This is a genomic window from Pseudarthrobacter sp. YAF2 (genome assembly GCF_052113345.1).
Classification (GTDB): domain Bacteria; phylum Actinomycetota; class Actinomycetes; order Actinomycetales; family Micrococcaceae; genus Arthrobacter.
On sequence record NZ_JBFRDA010000013.1, the window covers coordinates 145,355 to 170,905 of the forward strand.

The window sequence follows — 25,551 nt, forward strand, 5'->3', positions numbered from 1 at the left end:
TGTGCGTACCTGACGAATGCTACGCCCGTCGGCGCTCCGGTATGAAGCCGCTGCCACAGGCTCCGCGCGGGAAATACTTCCGTGACGCCGTCGACCGCCATGGTGACGTTCTTCAAAGGTGCGCCTTGACCAGTAGGACGGGGCGGGGAGGGAAAACGTCACGCACTGACGTCCGTCACTCCTGACTGGGGCGTGAAAAGGGGAGCGGACGACGCCGGGAGGTCCCGGCGTCCGGGGATCGGTGGCCTGCGCTCACCGGTGGGCCTCGTTGCGTCACCAGGATCTCGGGGCGGGGCTTGCCCACCCTTCCTATCCATAGTGCCTAAGCCGGAATGGCGGGCTCAACCAAATAGCGCTTTATTGCGAGTGAATCTCATCACGTCTGAGGCGCGGCACAGTTGCTCCTTGTCGAAGGGCTCCTCCGGAGCGCCGGGCAGCCGTAGGATAAACCCATGCTCAATCCTGTCGATAACGAAATCGTTCATCACCTGCAGGAGGTCCTGGTGGGTGCCGGGAATGCCGTGGAATTCCTGTCCGGACTCTCCGGCTTGGCGGCAGAGGCAGTGTCTGACGCTGCCGGGTCCAAGGTCGAGTGTGCCATTACCCTCCAGCTCCGCCGGCGTCCCTCCACTGCGGCGGCCAGCAGCGCCCGTGCGCTGGAGCTGGACCAGGTTGAGCAAGCCCTGGGCGATGGGCCCTGCCTCCGTGCCCTGCGGGAGATGGCCCCGGTGATGATTGATGACGTCACCCAGGATTCGCGGTGGTCGACCTACAGCCAGGAACTGGTCAAACGCGACGTCCACAGTACCCTTGGCGTGCCGCTGGAAATCACCAGCGACGCCGGTGCCGCGCTGAACTTCTTCGCCACCCTCCCTGGTGCGTTCACGGCGGACGTTTACGACAAGGCGGTGGGCTTCGCGGCCGCCGCCCGCAACACGCTGCATCTCTCCGTTCGGATCAACACTGCCCAAAACCGCGCCGACGATCTTGAGGCGGCGCTCGAGAGCAGGACTGCCATCAACTTGGCGTGCGGGGTGATCATGGCGCAAAACCGCTGCTCGCAGCAGGAAGCAATGGATATCCTCACCCGGGTCTCAAGCAACCGCAACCGGAAACTCCGGGATGTTGCCAGCGAACTCGTTGAGCAGTTGTCCGGCGGTGGCGTGAAGACGCACTTCGACTCCTAACAGCCCCTGCGGTGCTGTTGGGCACGGCTGCCAGGAAACCCATTGACACCTGCTTTTCGATGGAATAACGTACAACCAAATGGTTGTAGATCAGCGTCGTGAGTCCGAACTTGACCGCCTTTTCCAAGCGTTCGCCGATCCCACCCGGCGTGACATCGTCCGCCGCGTCACGGTCGGCGAGTACACCGTTTCCGGGCTCGCAGCCCTCTACGCCATGAGTTTCGCCGCCGTACAGAAGCACGTGGCGGTGCTGGAACGCGCATCACTGGTCACCAAGGAAAAACGCGGAAGGGAGCAGATTGTCCGGGGCAACCACGAGGGGCTCCAGAAAGCCCGGCGGCTGCTTGACGAATACGAACAGATCTGGCGGCAGCGCGCCGCCCGGATGGCAGACATTCTCGCGAAAGGTTAGGAAGGCACGGCCATGACAGTCATCAGTATGGACAAGAACCCCGAGGCGCTCTCCCTCACGCTGGTCGCAGAGTTCGACGCCGGCGTCGAACGCGTATGGCAGCTCTGGGAGGACCCCCGCCAGCTCGAGCGCTGGTGGGGCCCACCCACCTGGCCGGCCACCTTCCACAAGCATGACTTCGTCCCCGGCGGCCGCGCCAACTACTACATGACGGGTCCGGAGGGGGAGCAAGCCCATGGCTGGTGGGAGTTCACGGCCATCGAGGCACCCCGGCAGCTCCAGTTCGACGACGGGTTCGCGGACAGCGACGGAAACCCCACGGGTGACTTGGGGGTTACCCATGCGACCGTCACGCTCGAGCAGGTGGGGGAGCGCACCCGCATGACCATCCACTCCGCGTTCGAGTCCGAGGAGCAGTTGGAGCAGATGGTTGCCCTGGGCATGGAGGAAGGCTTGAAGCTGGCCGCCGGCCAGATCGACGGCATCCTCGCCGAGCACGCCAATATCTGATACCCGGCAGCCAGCAGGAACCTTGCCACTGCGTCAGGTGGGAGGACGACGGCGGGACGTCCCGCCGTCGTCCTCCCACCCCGGGCGTTGAACGCACAAGCCGGCGCCGGAATACTGGAAGTTGGACCAACCTGACGCAAGGCGGTGGCGGCGATGAGTGGCGGGGCAGCGGGTTTCCGCAAGCGACTGGAGCGGGCAGCCGAGCGGCGGTCGTACCGTAGCGCCGGCATCAGCGCCGAAGAAGAAGCCGCACTGGATGCCCTGGACGCGCAGGAGAGGGACAAGCGCCGGAAGGTCAGCGACGCCGCCCACGCGGAATACCTGGTCCGCGATGCGATGGCACAGGGCGAGTTCGACAACCTCAAGTACGCCGGCAAACCGATACCCGGCCTCGGCGAATCCTATGATCCGGACTGGTGGGTCAAGGGACTGATCCAGCGGGAAAATATCAGCGGACTGGGGCCGGCGGCCATCCTGCTCCGCGCCGAGGACGCCGAACTCGATGGCACACTCGACGCCCAGTACACGGAGCAGCAGGTCCGGGACCTCCTGCAGGACTTCAACCGCCGGGTTATCGACGCACGCCGGCAATTGCAGGGCGGCCCGCCTGTCATCACCAAGACGCGGGACGTGGAAGCGGAACTGGAGCGCTGGCGCAGCCGCCGGGCAGCGCGGGTTGCCGAAGTTCCCGCGGAGCCGGAACCCGAGCGCTCGTGGTGGCAGCGGTTGTGGAAGGGGACGGGCCAGGACTAAGCGGTCCGCGATTCGAAGAGCTCACACCGTGCGTTGTAGTACTTGTCGGTCTGTCCGCGATGGGCCATGCCAATCCTGGTGCATACCCGCTGGGACGCTGTGTTGGCAGGATGCGTCACTGCAACAACCTTTGGCACGTCCCACTCTCACTCCGGTGCTAGGGCTTCGGAGTCGGATTTGGCCCGATCATCGATGCGGGAGGCGGCGCGAACGGTGCTGCGGGGTACAGGGCTGCCACCTTCAGCATGTAGTTGGCCCACTGCGGGCCGGCAATCATGTAGCCGTCCAGGCTGGGGTAGAACGTGCCGTTGATGGTGACGTTCTGGCCGGATCGCTTCTGTCCTCCCAGGGCATCCCCAAAGAAGGACGCCGTGACCAGTCCGGTGGTGTAGCCCACCACCCAGGTGGAGCCGTTGTTGTTCGACGTTCCGGTCTTGGCCGCGGTGGGGAACTTGTCCTGCACCTTCGGGTTGATCCACACACCGGACCCCCGCTTCAGAACGTCCTGCAGGACCGAGTTCACACCGCGGGCCACGTCCGGCTTGACGGCGTCATGGCAGTCCGGGGCCTGTGCGGGGAGTTTCGCGCCCGCGGCATCAGTGATCTCCACCAAGGCGATGGGCGTGCAGTAGCGGCCCTCGGTGGCGAAGGTGGCAAAAGCGTTGGCAAGGGTCAGGGGCGCCACTCCGGTGCCGCCCAGGAGGTTGCCCAGTTGGTGCATGTTGACCGATGTGCTGTCCAACCCGCTATGCAGGCCCACCGAGTCGATCATCTTCTGGATGCCACAGAAATCGAGTTGCGCGGCAGAGGCGAAGGTGGCGGTGTTGATCGAGTTGTACAGGCCGTAATTGACGGGCATTGGCCGGTAGAAACCGTCTTCGGCATTCTGCAGGTCGTCGGCCGCACCAAGGGTGGGGTTGTTCTGCGCGCTGTCATAGGCGCCCAGCACTTTGCCGCAGCTGTCCTTCCACGGAAAGTCGAGGGGATAGACCCGCCGTGATGCGTCCACCACTGCAGTCAGGGCCTTGCCCTCATTCAGCCACTCGGCAAACGTGAATGGCTTCATGGTTGACCCCGGCTGGAACCCGCCCGCCCCGTTGAGGTCATTGCCCTGCGCGTCTTTGGCATCCACGTTGAAATTCAGGTTGGTATCGAACTTGCCGGGTTGTGGAAGGAAAACCGTGTTTTGGGCCATCGCAAGGATCTTCCCGGTGCCGGGCTGGATAGTCACCAAGGATGCCGCCCAGCGGTCCGGGTTGGGGCCCGCAGTCCCGTCCACTTGTGCCTGGGCCGCAGCCTGTAGCCTGCTGTCCAAGGTGGTGACGATGGTGAGGCCGCCCCGGTACAGCCGCCGCTCCCGGTCAGCCTCGCTTTGCCCAAAGGCGGGATTTTCCAGGACCAAGTGGGAAATGTAATCGCAGAAGTACGGTGCCATGGCCGCATTGGCGCACCCCTGCTCCTGGGGCGTGATCTTCAATTCGATGGGAGTGGCCACGGCCTCATCGTGCTGGGCCTGGGTGATCTTCCCCAGGCGCAGCATTTGGGCCAGGACCTGGTTGCGGCGCACTACGGACTTGTCCGGATTGGTGGCCGGGTTGTAGAAAGTGGGGCTGTTCACCAGCCCTGCCAGCAGGGCTGCCTGCGGCAAGGTGAGGTCCTTTGCGGTGGTGCTGAAGAAATAGCGGGCCGCCGCCTCAATCCCGTAGGCGTTGCTGCTGAAGAACACGATGTTCAGGTAGCCCTCAAGGATCTGGTCCTTGGTGTATTTCTTGTCGAGCGCGATGGCGAGCTTCATCTCCCGCAGCTTGTCGCCGAGGTTCTTCTGCCCGCTCAGGACCACCGCGTCCGGCCTGTCCTGTGAGAGCTCCGCTTCATTGAGGATGTTGGTGACGTATTGCTGGGTGATGGTTGATGCACCCTGCTCGCTGCCTTTGGTCACGTTCGAAAACAGGGCGCGGAGGATGCCTTGCGGATCCACCCCTGCATGCTCGTAGAACCTGCTGTCCTCGATCGAAATGATGGCGTCCTTGATGAACGGTGACATCTGGTCCAGTGGCACCCGCACACGGTTCTCCGCATAAAGGGTGGCGATCTGCTGTCCGTCGGCGGTCAGGATCTTGGTGGCTTGCGACGGCGGCTGCACGGTCAGTTCCGCAGGCAGGTTATCGAAGAATCCGATGGAAGAACTGACGCCCAGGCCCGCGGCTGCGACCGCCGGAACCACCAGGCTGGCGGCAAGTACTCCACACAAGATGCTGGCTGCAAGGAACCCCAGGAGCCGTCCCACAGCTGCGCCGAAACTCCGCCTGCGCTTCCGCTTCTTCGCCATGCCTCAGCCCTCGTGCTTGAAGGTGTGAACAGAATACGCCGCCGGCAAGGGGCGTGCCAGAGGCGGAAGGATCAGGATTTGGTCACGTCACGCCTATTGACCAGCGATAGTTAGCGACATATCGTTAACTATCGCTGAATCACCAGCGAATAACATTTGAAAGGACGATGCCGCTATGAAAGGCATATTCGACGAGAAACACCCCGGCCCGGATTTCGGTCAAGGCCGCTTCGAGCGCGGGAGGGCCCACAGGGGTCCGCACGGGCATCGGGGGCCAGGGTTTGGGCCCGGCTTCGGGCCTGGTTTTGGACCCGGTTTTGGCGCAGGCTTTGGTCCTGGGTTCGGTCCCGGTTTTGGCCGCGGCGGGCGGCGGGCAAGCCGCGGGGATGTCCGCGCCGCCATCCTCTCGCTTTTGGCCGAGGCCCCGTCCAACGGTTACGGGCTGATCAAGACCATTGCCACGAAGACAGGTGGCATGTGGCGCCCCAGCCCAGGATCGATCTACCCCACCCTTCAGCAATTGGTGGACGAAGGCTTGATCGAGGCGCTCAGTGAGGGCCGGGGAACAGAGTTTGCGCTCACCGACGCCGGCAAAGCCTATGTGGCAGAGCACGCGGAGGAAATGGAAAACGCCTGGAACGCTGAGCCCGACAATGCGGACCGGGACTTCCACCAAAGCATAGGAAAGCTGCTGGGTGCCATCCATCAATTCCGTACGGGTGTTACTGAGGAACAGCGCGCTGCAGCGGTCGAAAAGATGGACGAACTGCGGCGGGCACTCTACAAGATCCTTGCTGACTAGGTGCTCCGGGCGGTCCGGGCCCGCAGGCGCCGGCTCCGCCCGGACAAGCTCCAGGAACTGAAGTCGAAGGAACGGAAATCCTGCGATCGGATGTCCCGGTGAAGGGAATTTACGCGAACGCGTCTTCCTTGGCCTGCATGTCGGCCTTGGCCGGTGCAGCCGAAGCGTGGGCAGTGTGGTGGGTCAGCATGTGGCTGAGGGTGCTGAATCCGGAGCCCATCTCTCCAAATGCGTACGCCGTTTCCGCATGTTCGGACAGGTCTACGCCGGCGGTCTCGGCCTCGTGGCTGACACGGAACCCAACCGTCTTGTTGATGACCAGGCCAATGATCGCCGTTCCGATCCCTGACAGCAGCAGGGTGATGACGACGGCGGCCGACTGGGCGACCAGCTGCTGCACGCCGCCGCCATAGAAGAGTCCGCCGCCCTGGCCGTTTACGGGAAGGGCAACGAATCCCAGCGCCAAGGTGCCGATGAGGCCCGCGCCCAGGTGGACACCCACCACGTCCAGGGAGTCATCGAGGCCGAAGCGGTACTTGAGGTCCACGAACACGCAGCAGGCAACCCCGGCAACCAGGCCCAGGCCCACAGCAGCGAGCGGGCTGATGTTCGCGCAGGACGGCGTGATGGCTACCAGGCCGGCAACAACGCCGGAGGCGGCACCCAGGGAAGTGGGGTGCCCGTGGCGGACCTTCTCGGTCACCAGCCAGCTCAACATCGCCGCGGCGGGAGCTATCAGGGTGTTGATCCAGATCAGCCCGGCCTGCTCTACGCTGGTTGCCGCGCCGCCGTTGAAGCCAAACCAGCCAAACCACAGGATTGCTGCGCCCAGCATGATGAACGGGATGTTGTGCGGGCGGTGGTTGGGATCCTTGGCGAAGCCGTGCCGCTGGCCCACGATGATGGCCAGCACCAGGGCGGCGGTGCCTGAACTGATTTCCACAACCGCGCCGCCTGCGAAGTCGATGACCTGGCCGAAGATTGCCGTGACGGCGCCCCCGGCACTCATCAGGCCGCCGCCCCAGATCATGTAGGCGAGGGGGCAGTAGATCACCGTAATCCAGACGGGCACGAAGAGGGCCCAGGCACTGAATTTGGCGCGGTCCGCGATGGCGCCGCTGATCAAGGCCACGGTGATGATGGCGAACGTGGCGCTGTAGCCGGCCTTGAGCAGGTCCGGCGAACCAATGAGGTTCTGCAGGCCGAAGCTGGTGAAGGGATTGCCGAAGAGTCCCAGCACGCCGTTGCCGGTGGTCATGGAGTAACCCCACAGGACCCAGACCACGCCCACGATGCCGGCAGAGATGAAACTCATCATGATCATGTTCAGGGCGGCTTTGGCCCGGGTCATGCCGCCGTAAAAGAGGCCAAGGCCAGGAGTCATCAGCAGTACCATCGCGGCTGAAATCATCAACCAGACGTGTTGGGCAGTGATTTCCACTGGTGGGTCCCTTCGCAGCGTGAACGTTGTGCGCGGCCCTTTTGGCCCCGCGGCATTTCCCCCGCGGTCTATTTTTCGTGCCGCGTGTTTCAGCCAGTGCCGCTTAAAGTTGCGGTCACGTTACACAAATCGCTCCTGCGTGAAGTTCACGTATCAGCTATGTTTCGGGAATGTAAACACGGCCCCACCCTGGCGGCTCGTCCCCGCTGCCGCCCCCGCGATCCTGCCGAATTCGCGGGGGTTCCGGCTGCTCCAGAGGTGAGAACCCGCCGTCGTGCGCCTTTTCCCTTATGTTTCAGGGCCGTGAACGGCGATTCACCCGTTCAGAACCTGCGGGCGTTGGCCAGGACCGGCAGTGTGGCGCGCACGGAGTCAACGGACGCGGGATCGATGTCGACGACGGCGAGTTCAGTCTTTCCGCCGAGGGCCACCACGGCGGTGCCCAGGGGTGTGACAACGGCGCTGTGGCCAATTCCGGTGGGTGCCGAGCCTGCGGGGCCCGCGCCGATGGTTTCGGGATCGCCCTGGCCGCACGCAACCACAAACGTGGTGCTGTCCAGCGCACGGGCACGCACCAGCAGGTCCCACTGCTCGGCCTTGCCCTCGCCGGCTCCCCAGGAAGCGCACACGATGTTCACTTGTGCTCCTGCATTGGCGTTGGCCGTGAAGAGGGCCGGGAAGCGGACGTCGTAACAGGTGGCCAGGCCGAACACGGTGCCTTCGAGCTCGAACGTTACCGGCGCCTGCCCGGCGTCCACTGTCTTGGACTCGGTGAAGCCGAACGCGTCAAAGAGGTGGACCTTGTCGTAGGACGCCTCCACCCCGGGGCCGGTAACCAGCAGGGTGTTGCGGACGCGCCCCTCCGCGCCGGGGGTGAACATGCCTGCCACGATGGTGATGTCCAGGTCCTTGGCGATGCGGCGCACCTCGCTTGCCCAGGGGCCGCCGAGCGGTTCGGCAATGTCTTTCAGCGAGTGGCCGAAGGCGCGCATGGCCGCCTCCGGAAAGACCACCAGCTGCGCACCGGCGTTCTTCGCCTGGGCGGCGTAGTCCCTGATGATGCCAAGGTTGGCCGCCGTGTCGGCGCCGCTGATGATTTGGGCGATGGCGATACGCATGGAAGATCTCCGATCTGTTGTATACATAATGTATGGTAAAAATTTCGGGTTCGGCCGCCTCGGGCCGCGAAAAGGCATACGCCTACCTGCGCGAAAACGTCCTGACCGACCCCGAACTGCAAGGCCGCTTCCTCAACGAGCAGGAGCTTGCCGCGGACATCGGGGTGTCCCGCACTCCGGTCCGTGAGGCGCTGCTGCTGCTGGTTTCCGACGGGCTGGTGGAGCTCATTCCGCAGCGGGGCGCATACGTTCCCGTCGTTACCGGCCGGGAGATTTCCGAGCTCATGGAACTCCGCGGCGTGCTCGAAAGCCATGCGGCCAAACTCGTTATTGACGAACACCGCGTGCCCGCCAGGCAAATGCAGGACACCCTGCAGCAGCAGGCGCAGATTCCGAACAACGATGACCCGGAAGACGCCCGCGAATTCATCCGCCTGGACACGCTCTTCCATCAGCAGCTCATCGACGCCGCCGGAAACGAACTCATTTCACGAACGTACAGCAAGCTCCATGTGCGCCAGATCCTGGTGGGCGTCGCAGCCCTGTTCCGCACGGGAGGCAGGCGCCAGGCGGTGTGCGCCGAACACCAGGACATCCTCGATGCCCTGGTGGCCGGCGATTCCGCCCGTGCCAAGGAGGCTATCGACCATCACCTCGCGGTGACGCGGGACATCCTCCTGCGTACCTGATCATCGGACTTCGCCCACGCCGGATGCACGCGCCGCTTCGACGGCAGCCCTGGACGCCGCAGTCCCTTCCAGCAGCAGGCGGTAGTCCTGGTCCTCCACCGTGTTGTTGTCCCGGCCCAGGGCCAGGCCCACGAGGGTCACGGCCGCCGCGACCGCCAAATAAATGGCCACCGGAATCCAGGTGCCGAACTGCGAAAGCAGGACCGTGAACATCAGTGGTGCGATGGCCCCGCCGATGACGCCTGCGAAGGTATAGGCGAGTGAGCTTCCCGTGGAACGCAGCCGCGGCGAGAACTGCTCCACGATGAAGGCTGCCTGCGGTCCGTACATAAAGGAGTGTGCCGCCAGTCCCAGGACGATGCCCACGATCAGCATCGGCTCGTTGTTGCCACGCAGGACGCCGAAGAAGACGAAGGTCCAGACGGCGCCCACCACTGCACCCGCACCGTAGACCAGCCGCCGGTTGAAGCGGTCTGAGACTGCGCCTGCCAGGGGGATCATGAACAGCTGGAAGGCCGAGCCGACCAGGACGGCGGTGAGCACCTGGTTGCGTTCGTAGCCGAGCCCCTGGATGCCGTAGGTGAGGGTGAAGACGGTGAAAAGCGCGTACAGCACGTCCGGGCCCACGCGGCAGAGGATGGCTGCGATGAGCGGCCGGAGTTCCTTGCTGAACACCTCCCGGATGGGTGCGGCGGGCTGTTCTCCGTGGGCTTCGATGGCCTTGAAGATGGGGGTGTCCTCCAGCCTGAGCCGGATCCACAGGCCGAACCCGACCAGCAGTGCAGACACCAGGAATGCTATGCGCCATCCAAAGCTGAGGAACTGTTCCTCGGTGAGCATCAGGGTCAGCACCGCCAGGGCGCCGTTGGCCAGCAGGTTGCCGGCAGGCGGACCCACCTGAGCGGCCGAGGCCCAGAAACCCCGCCGCTGCGGGTCGCCGTATTCGCTTGAGAGCAGCACCGCGCCGCCCCACTCGCCGCCCACGCCAACGCCCTGCGCGAAGCGCAACAGCACCAGGATGATCGGGGCGGCAACACCGATGCTGCCGTAGCCCGGGAGGACGCCGATCAGCACCGTGGCCACGCCGATGATCATCAGTGTGGTGACCAGGACCTTCTTGCGCCCGATCCTGTCGCCGAGCCGGCCGAAGACCACCCCGCCCACGGGCCGTGACACATAGCCGACCGCGTAGGTGGAGAAGGCGAGGATGGTGCCGGTCAGGGGATCCGAGGACGGGAAGAAAACGATGGGAAAGACCACCGCGGCCGCCGCGGAATAGACGGCGAAGTCGTACCACTCCAAGGCCGTGCCGGTCAGGCTCGCCGCAAAAGCTTTGAACAGGCCCTTGGGATGGATCGGCGGCCCTGGCTGTGACGCTGCGCCCGCAGCCGAAACCGGAGAATTGCTCATTGTGTCCTCCACAGTGGATTTTTTGAGGTGACGCCTGTCACGCTGGCGTTAAATGTATACATTACGCATACTGGATGTACATTGGCGACTGTTTCCGGTTTCCGGTTTGTTAATTTTCCCGTGGGGCACCGGCTCCGCGGCCTTCGAAAAGGACGGCTCCATGACGGCTCTCAGCTTTGAACTTCCCGACGGCAGCATCAAGAACGTGCAGGTCCGGCACCTCCTCAACGCCGGCTACGCAGGGCGCGAGCAGGATGAGGTGCAGGCGCACATCGCTGAACTCGCCGAACTTGGCGTTCCCGGCCCCACCACCACGCCGGCCATGTACCCCGTCTCGCCCTATCTCGCGCAGCAGGTATCCGAGGTCCGGGTCCAGCATGGGCGGACGTCCGGGGAGGCGGAATGGGCGCTGGTCATCACCGACGACGGCGTCCTGCTCACCGTCGCCTGCGATCACACGGACCGTGAGCTGGAAGTGCATGGTGTGGCATGGAGCAAGAACGCCAGCCCTGACGTCCTGGGCCGCAAGGCATGGCGGCTTGAGGATGTGCGGGACCACCTGGACCGCATCACACTGCGGGGCTGGGTAGGGGAGGGGGAAACCCCGGACACCCTCATCCAGGACAGTTCCCTCGAGGCCCTGCTGACGCCGGACTATTGGCTGGAGGTGCTGGAGGGTCGCGGTCTCAACCAGCCGGGCACGGTGCTGATTTCCGGCACCGTGGCGATGACCGGCGGGGTGGACCAGTTCGCCCGCAGCTGGAAGGTGGAGATGGCGGATCCGGTGACTGGAGGGTCGCTGGACGTGCAGTACGTCGTGGAGCAAATGCCGCACCCCATCGGCTAGGCGAGGCACCGAGCGGCGTAAACGCGTAGAAAGGTCCGCCGCCCCACCGGGGCGGCGGACCCTTTCACGCCTCGAAGCTACTGCCTCGAAGCTACTGCCTGTAGCCCTCGACTTCACTGATCGGGCGGGCCTGGGCTTCGTTCGGGTTTTCGCCGGAGTCCTTCTTGGCCCTCCGCTGGCGCAACAGGTCCCAACACTGGTCCAGGCTTTCTTCTACATACTTGAGCCGCGACTGGTCCGGTGCCCGGCCGTCCGTCGCGCCCTCGCGCAGCGCGTGCTCCTCCTCCACCAGGGACTGGATGTGCGTCAAAATATCCTGGTCATTCATGGTTTCCCCTAACTGCGGTCCGGTCACCTTCAGCGTACGTAGCAGGTGCTGAAGCCACCAGCCCCCGCGCTGTACCATCAATTTCATGCCCACTGCGCTCGATATGGCAGGTCCCATCCTGGAAGTGCTGACCTGGCTGTGCCTGCCCGCCGGGCTGGGACTGCTGATCTACACCGGCTTCCTCCGCCGCTTTGTCCACCCGTGGGACGTGGCCGAGGCCGTGGTGTATTCGGACTCCACCGGCGTGGGTTTCCGCTGGTTCGACCGGAAGCACCAGGTGCACAACGCCCCCATGTCCCCTTACGACATCAGGGACATGGCGGTGGGGGACACGTTGCCCATCTATTACCACCCCAAACGCCCAACCCAGTGGCAGGCCACCGCCCCGGAAGAGGCGGGCAGGACGGCGTCGGTCCTGGGCCGTTGCCTGACGGCAATCGGTACCGTGGCACTGCTGGGCGGGTTCGTCCTGCCGATGTTTTAGCCGCACCCTAGCCGGCTACCACCACAACGATGCCCAGTGCGCCCAGGACGACGCCCGCGACGGCGGTCCAGAGCACGGCCGAAAGATCCGCTTCGATGCTTTCCCCTGCCAGGCCATGGGACCTCGCCCGGTAGCGGCGGCGCTGGGTGAGATAGATGGCCAAGGCGGCGCTCCCGGACACTGCCAAGAGCATCAGGATGGGTGGGCCGTAGGTGGGAAGCCAGCGCAGGAAGAAGGCGCTCGCTGTCACCAGCGCCAACATGGTCCGGCCCCAGGCGAGTGCCGTCCGTTCGGGTTGGAGGCCCGGATCGCCGTGCGGCCGGGGTGCGCCGGATGCCATCAGCGCATGAGGATAAAGACAAGTACGACGGCGGCCGCCAGCGCGCCTGCCCCGGCCAACAGGGGGACAAAGAACGGCAGGGGAAGCGGCGCTTTATTGCGCATGCTTCGCTCCACGCGAAGCCACCGCACCGCGGCACCGCCGCTGAGCATCATGCCCATCAGAAGCAGGATAACGGCCAGCCCCTTGCGGACCGGCTCGATGAACAGGCCTGACGTGAACGCCTCGACGGCAATGCCGCCGGCAAGCAGCGCAAGGGACGTGCGGATCCATGCGAGGAAAGTGCGTTCGTTCGCAAGGGTGAATCGCGGGTCCGGCTCCTCGCCGCCTGGCAACAGGCGTTCTGCGAGTCGTCCGCGCGAGGACGGGGCCGCAGGTCCGGGCGGCTGCTCACTCTTGGTCACGGGCCCAGTTTAGCCGCGCCGGCACGGCACGATGACTGGTCAGGCCGCCCGGCGGAGCGCTGCCTTGCCGGCCAGGTGCTCACCGATGGGCAACGCGGCGGTGGCTGCGGGGGACGGAGCATTCAATACGTGGATCATCCGGTCGGTCCCGGCCAGCAGGAAATCATGGAGGAGCGTGCCGTCCCGGCGCACGGCCTGCGCCCTGATGCCTGCCTCGCGGGGCAGCAGGTCCTCTTTGGCCAGGCCGGGTGCGTATTTCCGGCATTCCTGAAGGTAGCTTCCCTTGAACAGGGAGTTCCGGATCTCCCGAGCGGCAGTGGCGGCATTGGACCTCGCCACGTGCCACAACCCTGGAAAGCGCAGGTAGCGTGCCACATCCTTCGGGTTCACCGAGAACTTGGGGTAGCCCTCCCGGGCCAGGCCCAGCACCGCGTTGGGTCCGACCGTGATGCTGCCGTTGATGGTGGGAGTGAGATGCACGCCCAGGAAAGGCAACTCAGGGTCAGGTACCGGGTAGATGAGGTGTTTGACGTAGCCCGATTTTGCTTCGGGCAACTCAAAATACTCGCCGCGGAAGGGAATGATCTGGACGTCGATCTTCATTCCGGCCAGTTCGGCGAGCCGGTCCGACTGCAGCCCGGCGCAAGCGACCATCCGGCGGCAGGCGTAGACGTCATGGTCCGTGCCAACCTCTACATGCCCGGAGTGTTCCACGACGGAGGTGACCCGGGCTCCGGTGAGGACGTGTCCGCCGGCGGCCGTTATGAGTTCTGCCAGCTTGCGGGCCACCTGCTGGTAGTCGACGATGCCGGTGCTGGGGATGAACAGGGCGCCCAGTCCCGAAACATTGGGTTCGCGCCGGTTCAGTTCCGTCTGGTCGATGCGCTCGCAGTCCAGGCCGTGGATGGCGGCCCGTTCCTCCAGGCGGTCCAGCCGCTCCAGTTCCACGGCTGTGGTGGCAACCAGCAGTTTGCCCGGCTCGGCGTAGCTGATGCCGTGGTCCCGGCAGAATTCCTTGGTCTGGCGGGCTCCGGCCTTGCTGAATTGGGCCTTGAGGCTGTCCGGGGCGTAGTAGATCCCGGAGTGGATGACGCCGCTGTTGTGCCCGGTCTGGTGCGAAGCCAGCGTGGGGGCGGCCTCCAGCAGGACCAATGAGGCGTCGGGCTCTTTCCGCAGGAGCTGGTAAGCAGTGGCAAGGCCCACAATTCCGCCGCCAATGATGCAGTAGTCCGTCCGTTCCACGGGTCTCCGCCTTTCGTTGTGGCTAGAGTCTAGCCACCGGTGCGCTGTTCACCCCCGCTCCGCCATGCCCCAGGCCAGGGAACGGGCCACGAACACTCCGCTGAACAGCACAATGGTCTTGAAGACACTGACGGTTTCTTCCGGAATATCCACGCAGCCATCATGCCAGCCGGGAATGCACGGGGGTGCCGGACAGTTGGGGGAGGTATGGAGCGCATTGGATTTCTTTCCTTCGGCCACTGGGGCCCCGGCCAAGGGTCCCGCACCCGGACAGCGGCCGACGCCCTGCTCCAGGGGATCGATCTTGCGGTAGCTGCCGAAGAACTCGGAGTTGACGGCGCATACTTTCGCGTCCACCATTTCGCACGCCAGCAGGCCTCACCCTTCCCGCTCCTCTCAGCCATCGCCGCGCGCACCAGCCGCCTGGAAATCGGCACGGGCGTCATAGATATGCGCTACGAGAATCCCCTGTACATGGCGGAGGAGGCGGCTGCCGCAGACCTGATCAGCGGCGGCAGGCTGCAGCTGGGCATCAGCCGCGGCTCACCCGAACCTGCCCGCGACGGCGCGTCAGCCTTCGGATACCGGCCCCAGCCCGGGGAAACCGATGCGGACATGGCCCGGCGCCATACCGCCGTTTTCCGCCACGCCATTACCGGGGCGGGCGTTGCCCAGGCAGACCCCCGGTATGCCGGGGGCGCCACCGGCCTCCTGCCCGTCCAGCCCCAGTCCCCGGGTTTGGCGGACCGGATCTGGTGGGGCGCCGGCAGCAGGAAAACCGCAGTGTGGGCGGCGGAACTCGGCATGAACCTGATGAGCTCCACCCTGCTCACCGAGGACACCGGCGTTCCGTTCCATGAACTCCAGTCCGAGCAGATCCAGCTGTACAAGGAGGCCTGGGCCGCGGCCGGCCACGCACGCACCCCGCGGGTTTCGGTCAGCCGCAGCGTCCTTCCCATCGTGGATGAAGAGGACAACTACTACTTTGCCGGCAGCGCCCTCCGGGACGGCCGCGACCAGGTGGGCGTGATTGACGGCCTCACAGCCAGGTTCGGCAAGAGTTATGTGGGTGCACCGGATCAGTTGGCCGAGCAGCTCGCGGCCGACACGGCGGTGCAGGCGGCGGACACGCTCCTGCTGACCGTTCCCAATCAGCTCGGCGTGGAGTACAACGCGAAACTCCTTGGCAACATCGTGGAACACGTTGCGCCTGCCCTGGGATGGAGCCGCCGCTGAGGCCGGGGAACTTTTTGTGAGACCCAACCGTTAGGGTTGTAAGTGCGTGGTGGGGGCTTCGCGCCCCTACTACTGTGTGACTGCGGAACGGTCATATGACGGAGAGAGAGAAATATGGCTCACACCGCCTTAGGCTTAACCGTATGATCCGGCTACGTCAGCTGGCCCAGGCGGCCTCAGTGCTGACCACACCCCTGTCGCCAGAGGACATTCTGGCCTTGTTCAACCCTGTCTACTCAGCCCGGCAACTGCGCGGGGTGGTGACCCGGGTGGTCCAGGAGACGGCCCAATCGGCCACTATCTTCTTCCGCCCCGGCCGTGGCTGGAAGGCGCACCTTGCCGGGCAGTGGGCGCGCATCGGCGTCGAACTCGACGGCGTGCGCCATTGGCGCTCCTACTCACTGAGTGCCCCGGCCGGCAAGGATCCGGCAATCACCGTCACCGACGTCGGTGCGGTCTCCGGCACCCTGGTGCGGACCACCAAACCCGGCGACGTCCTGTTCCTGGCCCCGCCGCAGGGTGACTTCGTGCTCCCGGAACATCCGCGCCCCCTCCTGATGGTCACCGCGGGCAGTGGCATCACTCCGGTGATGTCCATGATCCGTACCTTGGTGCCGCGTCGTCCGGATGCCGACGTCGTGCTGGTCCATTCCGCCCGCACGCCGGGTGACAGCCTCTTTCGCGAGGAGTTGGCGGAGTTGGCGGACCAGTTCCCCAACTTCCGGCTGGCGCACTGGTACACCGGCGAGCAGGGCCGGATGGACTTCTCCAGCACCAAGGAGCTGGACGAGATCTGCCCCGATTGGAGGGACCGGGCAGCCTACGCCTGCGGCCCCGACAGCTTCCTGGATGACGCCGAAGCCCTCTGGAACCGGGCAGCGCTGACAACCCGTGCGCCCGGCACCGACGTCGCCGTCGCCGGAGAAGCCGGCAACCTGATGATCGAACGCTTCAACACCACCTTCAACGCCGGTGTAGGGCACGACGGCGGCCTGGTCACCTTTGAGGCCTCCGACCGGGAGGTGCAGGCCGACGGCGATACCCCCATCCTGGATATCGGTGAGGACGCCGGGGTCCTGATGCCCAGCGGGTGCCGCATGGGCATCTGCCACAGCTGCCTCACTCCGCTCCTGGCCGGCCAGGTCCGCGACCTCCGCACCGGGGAAATCCATGGCGAACCCGGCCAACTGATCCAAACGTGTGTCTCGGCAGCCGCCGGACCCGTCAACCTCGAAATCTGAGGAGCACCACGGTATGTCTGTAATCTCACCCGCAAAGGCCACGGCCACGGGAAGCTCAAGAACGCGCCCCGGCAAGCTCGCAGAATCCGGCAGCCCCACTGTCCGGCCCCCGGCCGCAGCGCACCTCAGCGACGAACAGGTGGCGGAGCTGGGCCGCGAGCTCGACGCCATCCGGGACGAGATCCTGGGCAAGCGCGGTGCAGAGGACGCCGCTTACATCCGCCGCATGATCAAGATCCAGCGCGGGCTTGAAATCTCCGGCCGGGCCGCGCTGCTGGTCAGCAAGAACAAGGCTGCCTGGGTTACCGGCACCACCCTCCTGAGCCTGGCCAAAATCCTGGAAAACATGGAGCTCGGCCACAACATCCTGCACGGACAGTGGGACTGGATGCGGGACCCTGATATCCACTCCACCACCTGGGAGTGGGACTTCGTCACCCCGTCACGCTCCTGGCAGCACACCCATAACGACCTCCACCACCGCTGGACCAACGTGGTGGGCAAGGACAACGACGTTGGATACAACCTCCTCCGGATGGACGAGAACCAGCCGTGGAAGCCCATCAACCTGGCCAACCCGCTGTTCAATGCCATCCTTGCTCCCGTGTTCGAGTGGGGCATCGCCGTCTACGACCTCGAACTGACCGAGTACAAAGAAGGCACCAAGTCCAAGGAAGCCCTGCTCAAGGACCTCAAGGCCCTCGGCCGCAAGGTGATCACCCAGTTCACCAAGGACTACGCCGCCACCCCTGCCCTGGCCATGCTCACCGGCTCCGCGAAGCAGGCGCTTTTCGGCACCATTGCCGCCAATGCGGTCCGCAATGTGTGGGCCCACGCCGTCATCTTCTGCGGCCACTTCCCGGAAGGCACTGACACGTTCACCGAAGAAATGGTGGAAGGGGAAACCCGGGGCGACTGGTACGTGCGCCAGATGATCGGCTCCGCGAACATCTCCGGGTCCAAATTCATGCACCTCATGACCGGAAACCTGTCCCACCAGATCGAGCACCACCTCTTCCCGGACCTGCCCTCCAACCGGTACGCAGAGGTGGCACCCAGGGTCCGTGAGATCTGCCAGCGCTACGGCCTGAAGTACACCACCGGTCCGCTGCTCAAGCAGGTGGGTTCGTCCTGGGCGAAGGTCTTCAAGCTGGCACTGCCCGGTAAGGCTGCCCGCGCCTAAGAACCACAAGCACAACCCGGGAAGTGACCCGGCCGGAGCTGTCCGGCCGGGTCACTTCCTGCGTTTTGTCCCTTTTGTGCGGACCTTCAGCGCCGGCTTTCGGGCGCCAGGAGCATATGGTCCAGCTTCGGCAGGGCATGCCGGAGCCGGTGTTCGGCGCGGTCAAGGATCTCCGCCGCCTGGGATAAGCCGATATCGGCCAGTTCCAGGCGGGCAGAGCCCTGCAGCCGGTGGCCGGACCACCGCAGTTGCAGCTGCCGGACCGCCAGGACACCGGGCGTGCCCTGCAGCGCGGCCTCGGCACGCTCCACCAGTTCCGGTTCGATGCCGTCCATGAGCCGCCGCCCGATGCTGCGGACCGTCCCCCAGAGCAGCACCATGATGGCGGCGGAAATGACCAATCCCACGATCGGGTCCGCCAGCGGGAATCCGAGCATGACGCCAATGGCGCCGATCACCACGGCGAGCGAGGTGAAGCCGTCCGTCCTGGCGTGCACCCCATCCGCCACCAGCGCCGCAGAACCAATCCTGCGGCCCACCCGGATGCGGTAGATGGCCACGGCCTCGTTGCCGGCGAATCCAATCAGGCCGGCCGCCATGACCCAGCCCAGGTTTTGCAGCGGCTGCGGATGGATGAGCCGGTCCACGGACTGCCAGCCCGCCACAATGGCGGAGAGTGCCACCACGGCCACGATGAACAGGCCGGCCAGGTCCTCGGCCCTGCCGTACCCGTACGTGTACCTGCGGGTCGCCGCCCTGCGACCCAGGATGAAGGCAATCCACAGTGGCACGGCGGTCAGGGCGTCAGAGAAGTTGTGGATGGTGTCCGCGAGCAGTGCCACCGAACTGCTGAACAGGACCACCAGGAACTGCAGCACCGTGGTGGCCAGCAGGACGAACATGCTGATCTTCAGCGCCCGGATGCCCTCGGTGCTGGCCTCCATGGCGTCGTCGATGGAATCGGCGGCGTCATGGGTATGCGGAACGAACAGCTCGAAAAGCCACCCCTTGAAGCCGGAATGGTGATGGTGGCCGTGGTCATGCCCATGGTCGTGTGCGTGGTCATGCCCGTGGTCATGGTCGTGGCCGTGATCATGCCCGGCGTGAATGTGCGTATGGGTTGATTCCTGGTGCGGCCCGGTCATGAGGCGCTCCTGTGTGCGTGATGGGAGGGTGCCCGGTGGTGCGCCGGCTCGCCGCCGAGCGCATGTTCTGCTTGGAAGATGGCGTCGGCCACCAGTTGCCGGGCGTGTTCGTTCTCCAGCCGGTACAACACCCGCGTCCCGTCCTGCCGCGTGGACACCATCCTGGCCAGCCGCATTTTGGCCAGGTGCTGGGATACGGCTGCGGGGGATTTCCCTACGGCTTCCGCCAGGGCACCCACTGCCATTTCGCCGTCGCGAAGGGCCAGGATGATCCGCACCCTTGTGGCGTCAGCCAGCATGGAGAAGACCTCTACGGCCAACTCCACGTACTGGCTTTCCGTTCCCAGCGAGCAAGCATTCTTATCTGCATTCATGCGCATATAGTGTCACAATGCCGGCTGCCGCGCATGTTGGCATCCTGCAGGTTTGCTGACCGACGGCGTGGGGGCGGGGCGGCCACCTAGAGTAGGAGGGTATGGGCACGGCGTGCAGCCGGCGGCTCCGGTCAGTCTCGAAAGGAATTTACCCGATGGCTTTCATCACCGTAGGTACTGAGAACAGCACTGATATCGAGCTCTACTATGAGGATCATGGTTCGGGCCAGCCCGTGGTGCTGATCCACGGCTACCCCCTGGACGGATCATCCTGGGAGAAGCAGACCGCGGCACTACTCGACGCCGGCTACCGGGTCATCACCTACGACCGCCGCGGCTTCGGCAAGTCCAGCAAGCCCGCCGAGGGGTACGATTACGACACTTTCGCGGCGGACCTCAACACACTGCTGACAACCCTGGACCTGGGCAACGTGGTGCTGGTGGGCTTCTCCATGGGCACCGGCGAGGTGGGCCGCTACCTTGGTACTTATGGCTCCGAGCGCGTTGCCCGGGCCGCCTTCCTCGGGTCGCTGGAGCCCTTCCTGCTCAAGACCGATGACAACCCCGACGGCGTCCCGCAGGACGTGTTCGATGGCCTCAAGGCTGCGGTCACTGCTGACAGGTATGCCTTCTTCACTGAGTTCTTCAAGAATTTCTACAACTCGGACACCTTCCTGGGAACTCCGCGCCTCAGCCAGGAAGCCGTCAACGCCAGTTGGAACCTCGCCGCCGGTGCCGGAGCCACCGCGTCCGTTGCCGCCCAGCCGACATGGCTGACGGACTTCCGGCAGGACATCCCCAAGATCGATGTTCCCGCCCTGATCGTCCACGGCACCGCTGACAAAATCCTGCCCATCGACTCGACGGGCCGGCTGTTCGCCAAAGCGCTGCCCAGCGCGGAATACGTCGAAATCGAAGGCGCGCCGCACGGCCTGCTCTGGACGCACGCCGCAGAGGTCAACGAAGCGTTGCTCGGGTTCCTCTCCAGGTAGGGCATCCTTGGGCGGCGGCGGGACTCCCGTCGTCGCCCTTTGCTTATCCTGTCAGCAGAGGGACGGGCCAGTGATGCGGGGCTCCTGTGCCACGGGTACGGGGCACAGCTGCTCGGCAAGTGCCTTGAGTTCCCGGGGGTGGAAGGGCTTGGTGAGGTAGGCGGCGGCCCCGGACGCCATGCCGGCCAACACGTCATCGCTCTCCGAACGGGCCGTCAGGAAAAGCAGCGGGGCAGAGGTCCTGGCCCGGATGGCGCGGGCAACCACATGCCCGTCCATGTCCGGGAGGCCAAGGTCCAGGGTGACCAGGACGATGGCGGGATCGGCCGCGGCGGCGATGCCCTCCGCTCCCGTGCCTACGGCTTTCACGACGAAGCCCGCACGCGAAAGGACTACTGAGATCAGTCCGCGGATATCGTCGTTATCCTCAACGACAAGGCAGGTGCGCTGCTGTTCCATCCAAGCCCCCCGGCGAAAAAGTTGGCTACAGTCTACCGGGGCTGTGGCGGGTTTATCGGGCCTTGGCCTTATCCGTCGTAATGTGTCCGCGCGGGACCCTGGCCCAGGGAGTGGACCACGGCAGCGGCCACATCATGCAGTTTCGAATTGCGGGTGCTTGACGCCGTCTTAAGGATGTCGAAGGCGTCCTGCTGACTGCACCGGTTCTGGGCCATGATGATCCCCACCGCCATGTCAATAACGGTCCGGGTTTCCAGGGTGGCGCGGAGGTTCGCCGCCGTCTCGCTGAAATGCGCAAAGCGAATTGCAAGGCGCAAGGCCAATGAGGTCTGGCTGACGAAATCCTCGGCGAACTCCAGGATGCGGCCCTCGAAACGGTGCACACGCCCGGAGTACAGCAACAGGGCTGCCTTGGTGTCGCCCTCCAGTCGGAACGGGAGCGCCGCAACGGAGCGGATCCCCTCCGCCAGTACGGCCGAGGAATAGTCCGGCCAGCGGCCGTCAGAGGTGAGATCCGGAATATGGACAGTTTCCTGGGTGGTTGCCGCCGTCATGCCCGGCGTCTCGGTGAACCGGTGCTCCAGCCGTCCAATGGACCGTGCCTCATGGCTGCTGCTGGCGACCGTGGTGCCCTTCCGCTGCCTGAGCAGGGTGACGGCGCACAGCATCTCATCACCGGGTTCAGACAGGTTGCGTGCTGAGACCTGCGCCAGTTCGTTGAGGAAGTCCTCAACGTCAGAGCTGTCAAGGACAATTTCATGCAGGTACTCGGTTATGGATGTATCGGGTTTAGCTGTTGACTCGCTGGCCACTGTTTCTTGGTGCCATTCGCTCAGGTCAAAACGAACCGGCAACACACAAACGCCCCGCAACTTGGGCGGGGAGCCGGTGATGGTCGCTGGATCGAAGAACTTTCCAACGGCCCGCTGCTAAACCGATAACCAGAGTATATACATCCGCAAGGAAGGCGAAACGTCATGTCCGCCGGCCGTCACAGCCGGGTGCTGGCGCCATGCAGGGGGTAACCGGCACAATGAAGCGGGAGCCGGCCACCGGATGCGGCGCCAACCCAAAGGCTGCCCGCCGGGGAAGGACAGGAACATGACCAGGCTTCTCATCATCGGTCCGCCGGGCTCCGGCAAGGGCACCCAGGCTGAACACCTGGCCCGCCACTTCGGGATCCCGGCCGTATCGACGGGAGATATCTTCCGGAGCAACGTCAGCCGGAAGACAGAGCTGGGGAACCAGGCCGCCGAATACCTCGACGGTGGCCATTTCGTTCCGGACCACCTCACCAATGCACTCGTGAAGGACCGCCTCCTTGATGGCGACGTCAGGCACGGTTTCCTGCTGGACGGTTACCCCCGCACCGCGCCGCAGGCAATGGAACTGGACGATATGCTCGCTGCGCAGGGACACGGGCTGGACGCCGTCATCGAATTGCAGGCTCCCGATGCTGAACTGGAAGAGCGGATGCACCGGCGGGCGGTGGAGCAAGGGCGCACCGACGACACCATCGACGTCTTCCGGCGCCGGTTGGACCTCTACCGCCGCCAGACGCATGAAGTAGTCTCGGTGTACGCGGGCCGGGGAATCCTGCTATCCGTCAACGGCAGCGGAGACCCGGAGGAAATTACCGCGCTGGCGATTGCCGCCGTCGAACAATTCCTGGCAGCACCCAGGCGGCCATCCTGACCGAAGCAACGCATGGTGAACTCCAACAGAAGGAAACACTGATGAGAATTGCCGTTACCGGCGGAAGCGGAAAACTTGGCCGGCACGTGGTGCGCCGGCTCACCGAGGACGGCCACCAGGTCCTCAACCTGGACCGTGCCGGGACCCGGAGCCCTGGCCTGCTCGTGGTGGACCTGCGCGACTATGGCCAGGTAGTGGATGCGCTGCTGGGAGTGGATGACCGCCATGACGGGTTCGACGCCGTGGTACACCTCGGTGCCATTCCCGCCCCGGGCATCCTTCCGGACGCCGCGACGTTCGAGAACAACATGCTCTCCACTTACAACGTCTTCCAGGCGGCGCGACGGGCCGGCATCAAGAAGGTGGTGTACGCCTCCAGCGAGACAGTACTGGGGCTGCCATTCGACATTGACCCGCCTTACATTCCCGTGGACGAGGAATATCCTCCGCGGCCGGAAAGCACCTATTCCCTGGTGAAGACCCTCGAGGAGCGGATGGCGGTGGAACTGACCCGCTGGGACCCGGAACTGAGCATCACCGGGCTGCGGTTCTCGAACGTCATGGACGAGTCAGACTATGCGCGGTTCCCCTCTTTCGACGACGACGCGACGCTGCGCAAGTGGAACCTTTGGGGCTACATCGACGGCAGGGACGGCGCGCAGGCAGTGGCGCGGGCCCTGGAGAACGCGAAGCCCGGTTTCGAAGCCTTCATCATCGCCAACGCCGACACCGTCATGAGCCGCTCAAGCGCCAGCCTGGCCGCGGAGGTCTTTCCCGGCGTCAAGGTCACCAAGGAACTGGGCGAACACGAAACCATGCTGTCCATTGACAAGGCCCGGCGCCTGCTCGGCTTCGAGCCCGAACACAGCTGGCGGAACCACGTGGCGGCCGGTTCCGGCGCAGGAGAAAGCCAGGAATAATCACCGGTTCGCAGGAATCGCCAAAGGTTGGCGAAGGATCATCCAAGGAGCCGGGAGCCGTGAGCTTCCGGCTCCTATCCTTTTGGTACACGCAACCATTGCCGGTTCCGGGGCGGAGTCCCTGAACGGGAGTGGGCCGCCCCGCCACCACAAGGACCCCGAAATTCGTACCCGATCCCTCGTGCTGCCCGTCATCACAGCGCTGCTCTCCGCCGTCGTCCTTTCCACGGCGTCCCTGCCCGTTGCCGCTGCTTCCTCCGTCACCGCCGGCGCACCCACCAACGCAACCGGCCGCTACATTGTCCAGTACGCCCCCGCCGCGGACGTTGCTGCGGAGGTTTCCGGCCTGCGGGCCCAAGGTGTCGCCGTCGGCCGTACGTTTGACCACGCAATCCGCGGCGCGGTTGTCACCGCCAACCCGGCCCAAGCCGCGGCCCTCGCCAAGTCCGGCAAGGTGCTGTCGGTGGAGGCAGACTCCCCTGTCCGGATTTCCGGCACCGAGCAGCCCGCCCCCTGGGGCCTTGACAGGGCCGACCAAAGGTCCCTTCCACTCTCCGGTTCGTACTCGTGGACCGCGGCCGGCGCCGGTGTGACGGCTTACGTCGTGGACACCGGCATCCTGGCCTCCCACACCGACTTCGGCGGCCGGGTGGCCGCCGGGTGGACTGCGGTGTCGGACGGCAACGGCACCACAGACTGCAACGGTCACGGCACCCACGTAGCCGGAACCCTGGCCGGTTCAACCTACGGGGTCGCCAAGAGCGCCACCCTGGTGCCGGTCAGGGTGCTTGATTGCAGCGGGTCCGGCTACAACTCCGATGTGGTGGCGGGCCTGGACTGGATCGCTGCCAACCACGCCGCTGGTACACCCGCAGTGGCCAATCTCAGTCTCGGCGGAGCCGCGAGCACGGCAGTGGACAACGCCATCCAGGCAGTCCTGAACGACGGCGTCACCACAGTGGTGGCCGCCGGAAACTCCGCCACGGATGCCTGCACTACGTCTCCCGCCCGCGTGCCCGGCGCCGTCACGGTGGCTGCAAGCGACTCTGCCGACAAGCAGGCATCGTTCTCCAACTTCGGATCCTGCGTGGACCTGTACGCTCCCGGCGTAGGCATCACCTCCGACTACTACACCTCCACCACCGCCACGGCATCCATGTCCGGAACTTCCATGGCTGCTCCGCACACCGCCGGGGCCGCGGCCGTGCTGCTCTCGCAGAACCCGGCCCTCGCACCTGCCGATGTGGCTGCAGCACTCGTATCCAATGCCACTCCCGGCGTGGTCACCGGGGTCGGCACTGGGACCCCCAACCGCCTGCTTTATACGGGGGCGGCTGCACCTGCACCTGCACCTGCACCGACCGTCACCTCCGTTTCGCCGGCCGCCAAGGCAACGGCAGCCGCGGCTGGCACCAACGTGACGGCCACCTTCAGCGCCAGCGTGCAGGGTGTGTCCGCAGGGACGTTCATGCTCACGAACGCGGCCGGCGGCAGTATCACCGCCACCGTCACCTACAACGACTCCACCAGGACTGCCACCCTTGACCCTGCGGTGAACTTGGCCGCCGATGCCACCTACACCGCCACCCTGGTGGGTGGACCCGCTGCCATCCGGGACGCCGCCGGTACACCGCTGGCTACCACGAGTTGGACCTTCACCACCGGCCCCGCGCCCACCGTCACCAGCATCAGCCCCGGCAGCAATGCCCTCTTGGTGCGCAGGAGCAACAACATCAGTGCCACCTTCAGCGAGGCGGTCCAAGGCGTCGGAACAGCAACCTTCACCCTGAAGAACGCGTCCACCGGGGCGGTATGGGCAGCATCGGTCTACCGCAACGGCACCACCAACCAGTGGATCCTCGACCCCCTGGGCGCCTTGGCGGCAAAGACCCGCTATACCGTGACGCTGATCGGCGGGGGCGCCGCCATCAGGGACCTCGCCGGCAATCCGCTCTCAAATGGGAGCTGGCAGTTCACCACCGGCTCGTTCTAGCCGCCACCGCGATTGTT

The 25,551-nt window shown here is 65.0% G+C and carries 27 protein-coding genes; 15 read left to right on the forward strand and 12 right to left on the reverse strand.

Annotated elements, in window-relative coordinates; all coding sequences use genetic code 11:
- Positions 1 to 452 precede the first annotated feature (452 nt).
- The 4 genes from AB4Y79_RS14505 to AB4Y79_RS14520 all read left to right on the forward strand — a co-directional run bounded on the left by AB4Y79_RS14505 (position 453) and on the right by AB4Y79_RS14520 (position 2,862).
- Entirely contained in the window at positions 453 to 1,187 is a 735-nt protein-coding gene (locus AB4Y79_RS14505) for a GAF and ANTAR domain-containing protein (RefSeq protein WP_441863094.1), read from the forward strand.
- A gap of 79 nt (positions 1,188 to 1,266) precedes the next feature.
- Complete coding sequence (locus AB4Y79_RS14510; protein ID WP_441863097.1) at positions 1,267 to 1,599, forward strand: ArsR/SmtB family transcription factor; 333 nt, start codon at positions 1,267 to 1,269, stop codon at positions 1,597 to 1,599.
- A gap of 12 nt (positions 1,600 to 1,611) precedes the next feature.
- A complete protein-coding gene (locus AB4Y79_RS14515; RefSeq protein WP_441863100.1) occupies positions 1,612 to 2,109 on the forward strand; it encodes an SRPBCC family protein in 498 nt (165 codons plus the stop codon).
- Between the two features lie 153 nt (positions 2,110 to 2,262).
- Positions 2,263 to 2,862, forward strand: a complete 600-nt coding sequence (locus AB4Y79_RS14520; protein WP_441863102.1) for a J-domain-containing protein — start codon at positions 2,263 to 2,265, stop codon at positions 2,860 to 2,862.
- 157 nt (positions 2,863 to 3,019) lie between these two features.
- Here the strand turns inward: AB4Y79_RS14520 and AB4Y79_RS14525 are convergent, their stop codons facing one another.
- Entirely contained in the window at positions 3,020 to 5,191 is a 2,172-nt protein-coding gene (locus AB4Y79_RS14525) for a transglycosylase domain-containing protein (protein WP_441863104.1), read from the reverse strand.
- Positions 5,192 to 5,366: 175 nt separating this feature from the next.
- Here AB4Y79_RS14525 and AB4Y79_RS14530 point away from each other — a divergent pair, with 175 nt between their 5' ends.
- Positions 5,367 to 5,993 (forward strand): PadR family transcriptional regulator, encoded by a 627-nt coding sequence (locus tag AB4Y79_RS14530; RefSeq protein WP_441863107.1) that lies wholly within the window; start codon positions 5,367 to 5,369, stop codon positions 5,991 to 5,993.
- Between the two features lie 109 nt (positions 5,994 to 6,102).
- On the opposite strand, the gene AB4Y79_RS14535 is transcribed toward AB4Y79_RS14530, so the two are convergent.
- Positions 6,103 to 7,434 (reverse strand): ammonium transporter, encoded by a 1,332-nt coding sequence (locus tag AB4Y79_RS14535; protein ID WP_441863110.1) that lies wholly within the window; start codon positions 7,432 to 7,434, stop codon positions 6,103 to 6,105.
- Positions 7,435 to 7,757: 323 nt separating this feature from the next.
- Positions 7,758 to 8,552 (reverse strand): carbon-nitrogen hydrolase family protein, encoded by a 795-nt coding sequence (locus AB4Y79_RS14540; RefSeq protein WP_441863112.1) that lies wholly within the window; start codon positions 8,550 to 8,552, stop codon positions 7,758 to 7,760.
- 32 nt (positions 8,553 to 8,584) lie between these two features.
- Here AB4Y79_RS14540 and AB4Y79_RS14545 point away from each other — a divergent pair, with 32 nt between their 5' ends.
- Entirely contained in the window at positions 8,585 to 9,241 is a 657-nt protein-coding gene (locus AB4Y79_RS14545) for a GntR family transcriptional regulator (protein ID WP_441863114.1), read from the forward strand.
- Here AB4Y79_RS14545 and AB4Y79_RS14550 read toward each other — a convergent pair whose 3' ends face one another.
- On the reverse strand, positions 9,242 to 10,651 hold the full coding sequence (locus AB4Y79_RS14550) for an MFS transporter (protein WP_441863117.1): 1,410 nt from the start codon (positions 10,649 to 10,651) through the stop codon (positions 9,242 to 9,244).
- 160 nt (positions 10,652 to 10,811) lie between these two features.
- On the opposite strand from AB4Y79_RS14550, the gene AB4Y79_RS14555 reads away from it, so the two are divergent.
- Positions 10,812 to 11,498 carry a DUF2848 domain-containing protein gene (locus AB4Y79_RS14555; protein WP_441863119.1) on the forward strand — a complete coding sequence of 229 codons (687 nt, stop codon included), beginning with the start codon at positions 10,812 to 10,814 and terminating at the stop codon, positions 11,496 to 11,498.
- A gap of 91 nt (positions 11,499 to 11,589) precedes the next feature.
- On the opposite strand, the gene AB4Y79_RS14560 is transcribed toward AB4Y79_RS14555, so the two are convergent.
- Positions 11,590 to 11,826 carry a DUF2630 family protein gene (locus AB4Y79_RS14560; protein ID WP_441863121.1) on the reverse strand — a complete coding sequence of 79 codons (237 nt, stop codon included), beginning with the start codon at positions 11,824 to 11,826 and terminating at the stop codon, positions 11,590 to 11,592.
- An 85-nt stretch (positions 11,827 to 11,911) separates the two neighbouring features.
- Between AB4Y79_RS14560 and AB4Y79_RS14565 the strand changes: the two genes are divergently transcribed.
- Entirely contained in the window at positions 11,912 to 12,310 is a 399-nt protein-coding gene (locus tag AB4Y79_RS14565; RefSeq protein WP_308929789.1) for a hypothetical protein, read from the forward strand.
- Positions 12,311 to 12,317: 7 nt separating this feature from the next.
- Here AB4Y79_RS14565 and AB4Y79_RS14570 read toward each other — a convergent pair whose 3' ends face one another.
- The 3 genes from AB4Y79_RS14570 to lhgO are packed head-to-tail and all read right to left on the reverse strand — an operon-like array spanning position 12,318 to position 14,296.
- Positions 12,318 to 12,650 carry a DUF202 domain-containing protein gene (locus tag AB4Y79_RS14570; RefSeq protein ID WP_308929790.1) on the reverse strand — a complete coding sequence of 111 codons (333 nt, stop codon included), beginning with the start codon at positions 12,648 to 12,650 and terminating at the stop codon, positions 12,318 to 12,320.
- Positions 12,650 to 13,054, reverse strand: coding sequence for a YidH family protein (locus AB4Y79_RS14575; RefSeq protein WP_308929791.1), 405 nt, complete (start codon positions 13,052 to 13,054; stop codon positions 12,650 to 12,652). The genes AB4Y79_RS14570 and AB4Y79_RS14575 overlap by 1 nt, the downstream gene beginning before the upstream one ends.
- Positions 13,055 to 13,093: 39 nt before the next feature.
- Positions 13,094 to 14,296, reverse strand: coding sequence for an L-2-hydroxyglutarate oxidase (gene lhgO, locus AB4Y79_RS14580; protein ID WP_441863125.1), 1,203 nt, complete (start codon positions 14,294 to 14,296; stop codon positions 13,094 to 13,096).
- Between the two features lie 207 nt (positions 14,297 to 14,503).
- On the opposite strand from lhgO, the gene AB4Y79_RS14585 reads away from it, so the two are divergent.
- From AB4Y79_RS14585 to AB4Y79_RS14595, 3 genes are all read left to right on the forward strand, one after another.
- Entirely contained in the window at positions 14,504 to 15,532 is a 1,029-nt protein-coding gene (locus AB4Y79_RS14585) for an LLM class flavin-dependent oxidoreductase (protein WP_441863128.1), read from the forward strand.
- Between the two features lie 143 nt (positions 15,533 to 15,675).
- Entirely contained in the window at positions 15,676 to 16,773 is a 1,098-nt protein-coding gene (locus AB4Y79_RS14590; protein WP_441863131.1) for a ferredoxin reductase, read from the forward strand.
- A gap of 13 nt (positions 16,774 to 16,786) precedes the next feature.
- Positions 16,787 to 17,956, forward strand: a complete 1,170-nt coding sequence (locus tag AB4Y79_RS14595; RefSeq protein WP_441863134.1) for a fatty acid desaturase family protein — start codon at positions 16,787 to 16,789, stop codon at positions 17,954 to 17,956.
- Between the two features lie 86 nt (positions 17,957 to 18,042).
- On the opposite strand, the gene AB4Y79_RS14600 is transcribed toward AB4Y79_RS14595, so the two are convergent.
- Together AB4Y79_RS14600 and AB4Y79_RS14605 are read right to left on the reverse strand one after the other, a co-directional pair.
- A complete protein-coding gene (locus tag AB4Y79_RS14600) occupies positions 18,043 to 19,101 on the reverse strand; it encodes a cation diffusion facilitator family transporter (protein ID WP_441863136.1) in 1,059 nt (352 codons plus the stop codon).
- Complete coding sequence (locus tag AB4Y79_RS14605) at positions 19,098 to 19,475, reverse strand: ArsR/SmtB family transcription factor (RefSeq protein WP_441863138.1); 378 nt, start codon at positions 19,473 to 19,475, stop codon at positions 19,098 to 19,100. The genes AB4Y79_RS14600 and AB4Y79_RS14605 overlap by 4 nt, the downstream gene beginning before the upstream one ends.
- A gap of 155 nt (positions 19,476 to 19,630) precedes the next feature.
- Here AB4Y79_RS14605 and AB4Y79_RS14610 point away from each other — a divergent pair, with 155 nt between their 5' ends.
- Complete coding sequence (locus AB4Y79_RS14610; protein ID WP_441863141.1) at positions 19,631 to 20,467, forward strand: alpha/beta fold hydrolase; 837 nt, start codon at positions 19,631 to 19,633, stop codon at positions 20,465 to 20,467.
- A gap of 51 nt (positions 20,468 to 20,518) precedes the next feature.
- On the opposite strand, the gene AB4Y79_RS14615 is transcribed toward AB4Y79_RS14610, so the two are convergent.
- A complete protein-coding gene (locus tag AB4Y79_RS14615; RefSeq protein WP_441863143.1) occupies positions 20,519 to 20,926 on the reverse strand; it encodes a response regulator transcription factor in 408 nt (135 codons plus the stop codon).
- A 68-nt stretch (positions 20,927 to 20,994) separates the two neighbouring features.
- Positions 20,995 to 21,738: a GAF and ANTAR domain-containing protein gene (locus AB4Y79_RS14620; protein WP_441863145.1), complete on the reverse strand. Its 744-nt coding sequence runs from the start codon at positions 21,736 to 21,738 to the stop codon at positions 20,995 to 20,997.
- Positions 21,739 to 22,027: 289 nt separating this feature from the next.
- Between AB4Y79_RS14620 and AB4Y79_RS14625 the strand changes: the two genes are divergently transcribed.
- The 3 genes from AB4Y79_RS14625 to AB4Y79_RS14635 all read left to right on the forward strand — a co-directional run bounded on the left by AB4Y79_RS14625 (position 22,028) and on the right by AB4Y79_RS14635 (position 25,534).
- Positions 22,028 to 22,621: an adenylate kinase gene (locus tag AB4Y79_RS14625; protein ID WP_441863147.1), complete on the forward strand. Its 594-nt coding sequence runs from the start codon at positions 22,028 to 22,030 to the stop codon at positions 22,619 to 22,621.
- A 41-nt stretch (positions 22,622 to 22,662) separates the two neighbouring features.
- Positions 22,663 to 23,541 (forward strand): NAD-dependent epimerase/dehydratase family protein, encoded by an 879-nt coding sequence (locus tag AB4Y79_RS14630; protein ID WP_441863149.1) that lies wholly within the window; start codon positions 22,663 to 22,665, stop codon positions 23,539 to 23,541.
- Positions 23,542 to 23,623: 82 nt separating this feature from the next.
- A complete protein-coding gene (locus tag AB4Y79_RS14635; RefSeq protein WP_441863151.1) occupies positions 23,624 to 25,534 on the forward strand; it encodes a S8 family serine peptidase in 1,911 nt (636 codons plus the stop codon).
- The last annotated feature ends 17 nt before the right edge of the window (positions 25,535 to 25,551 follow it).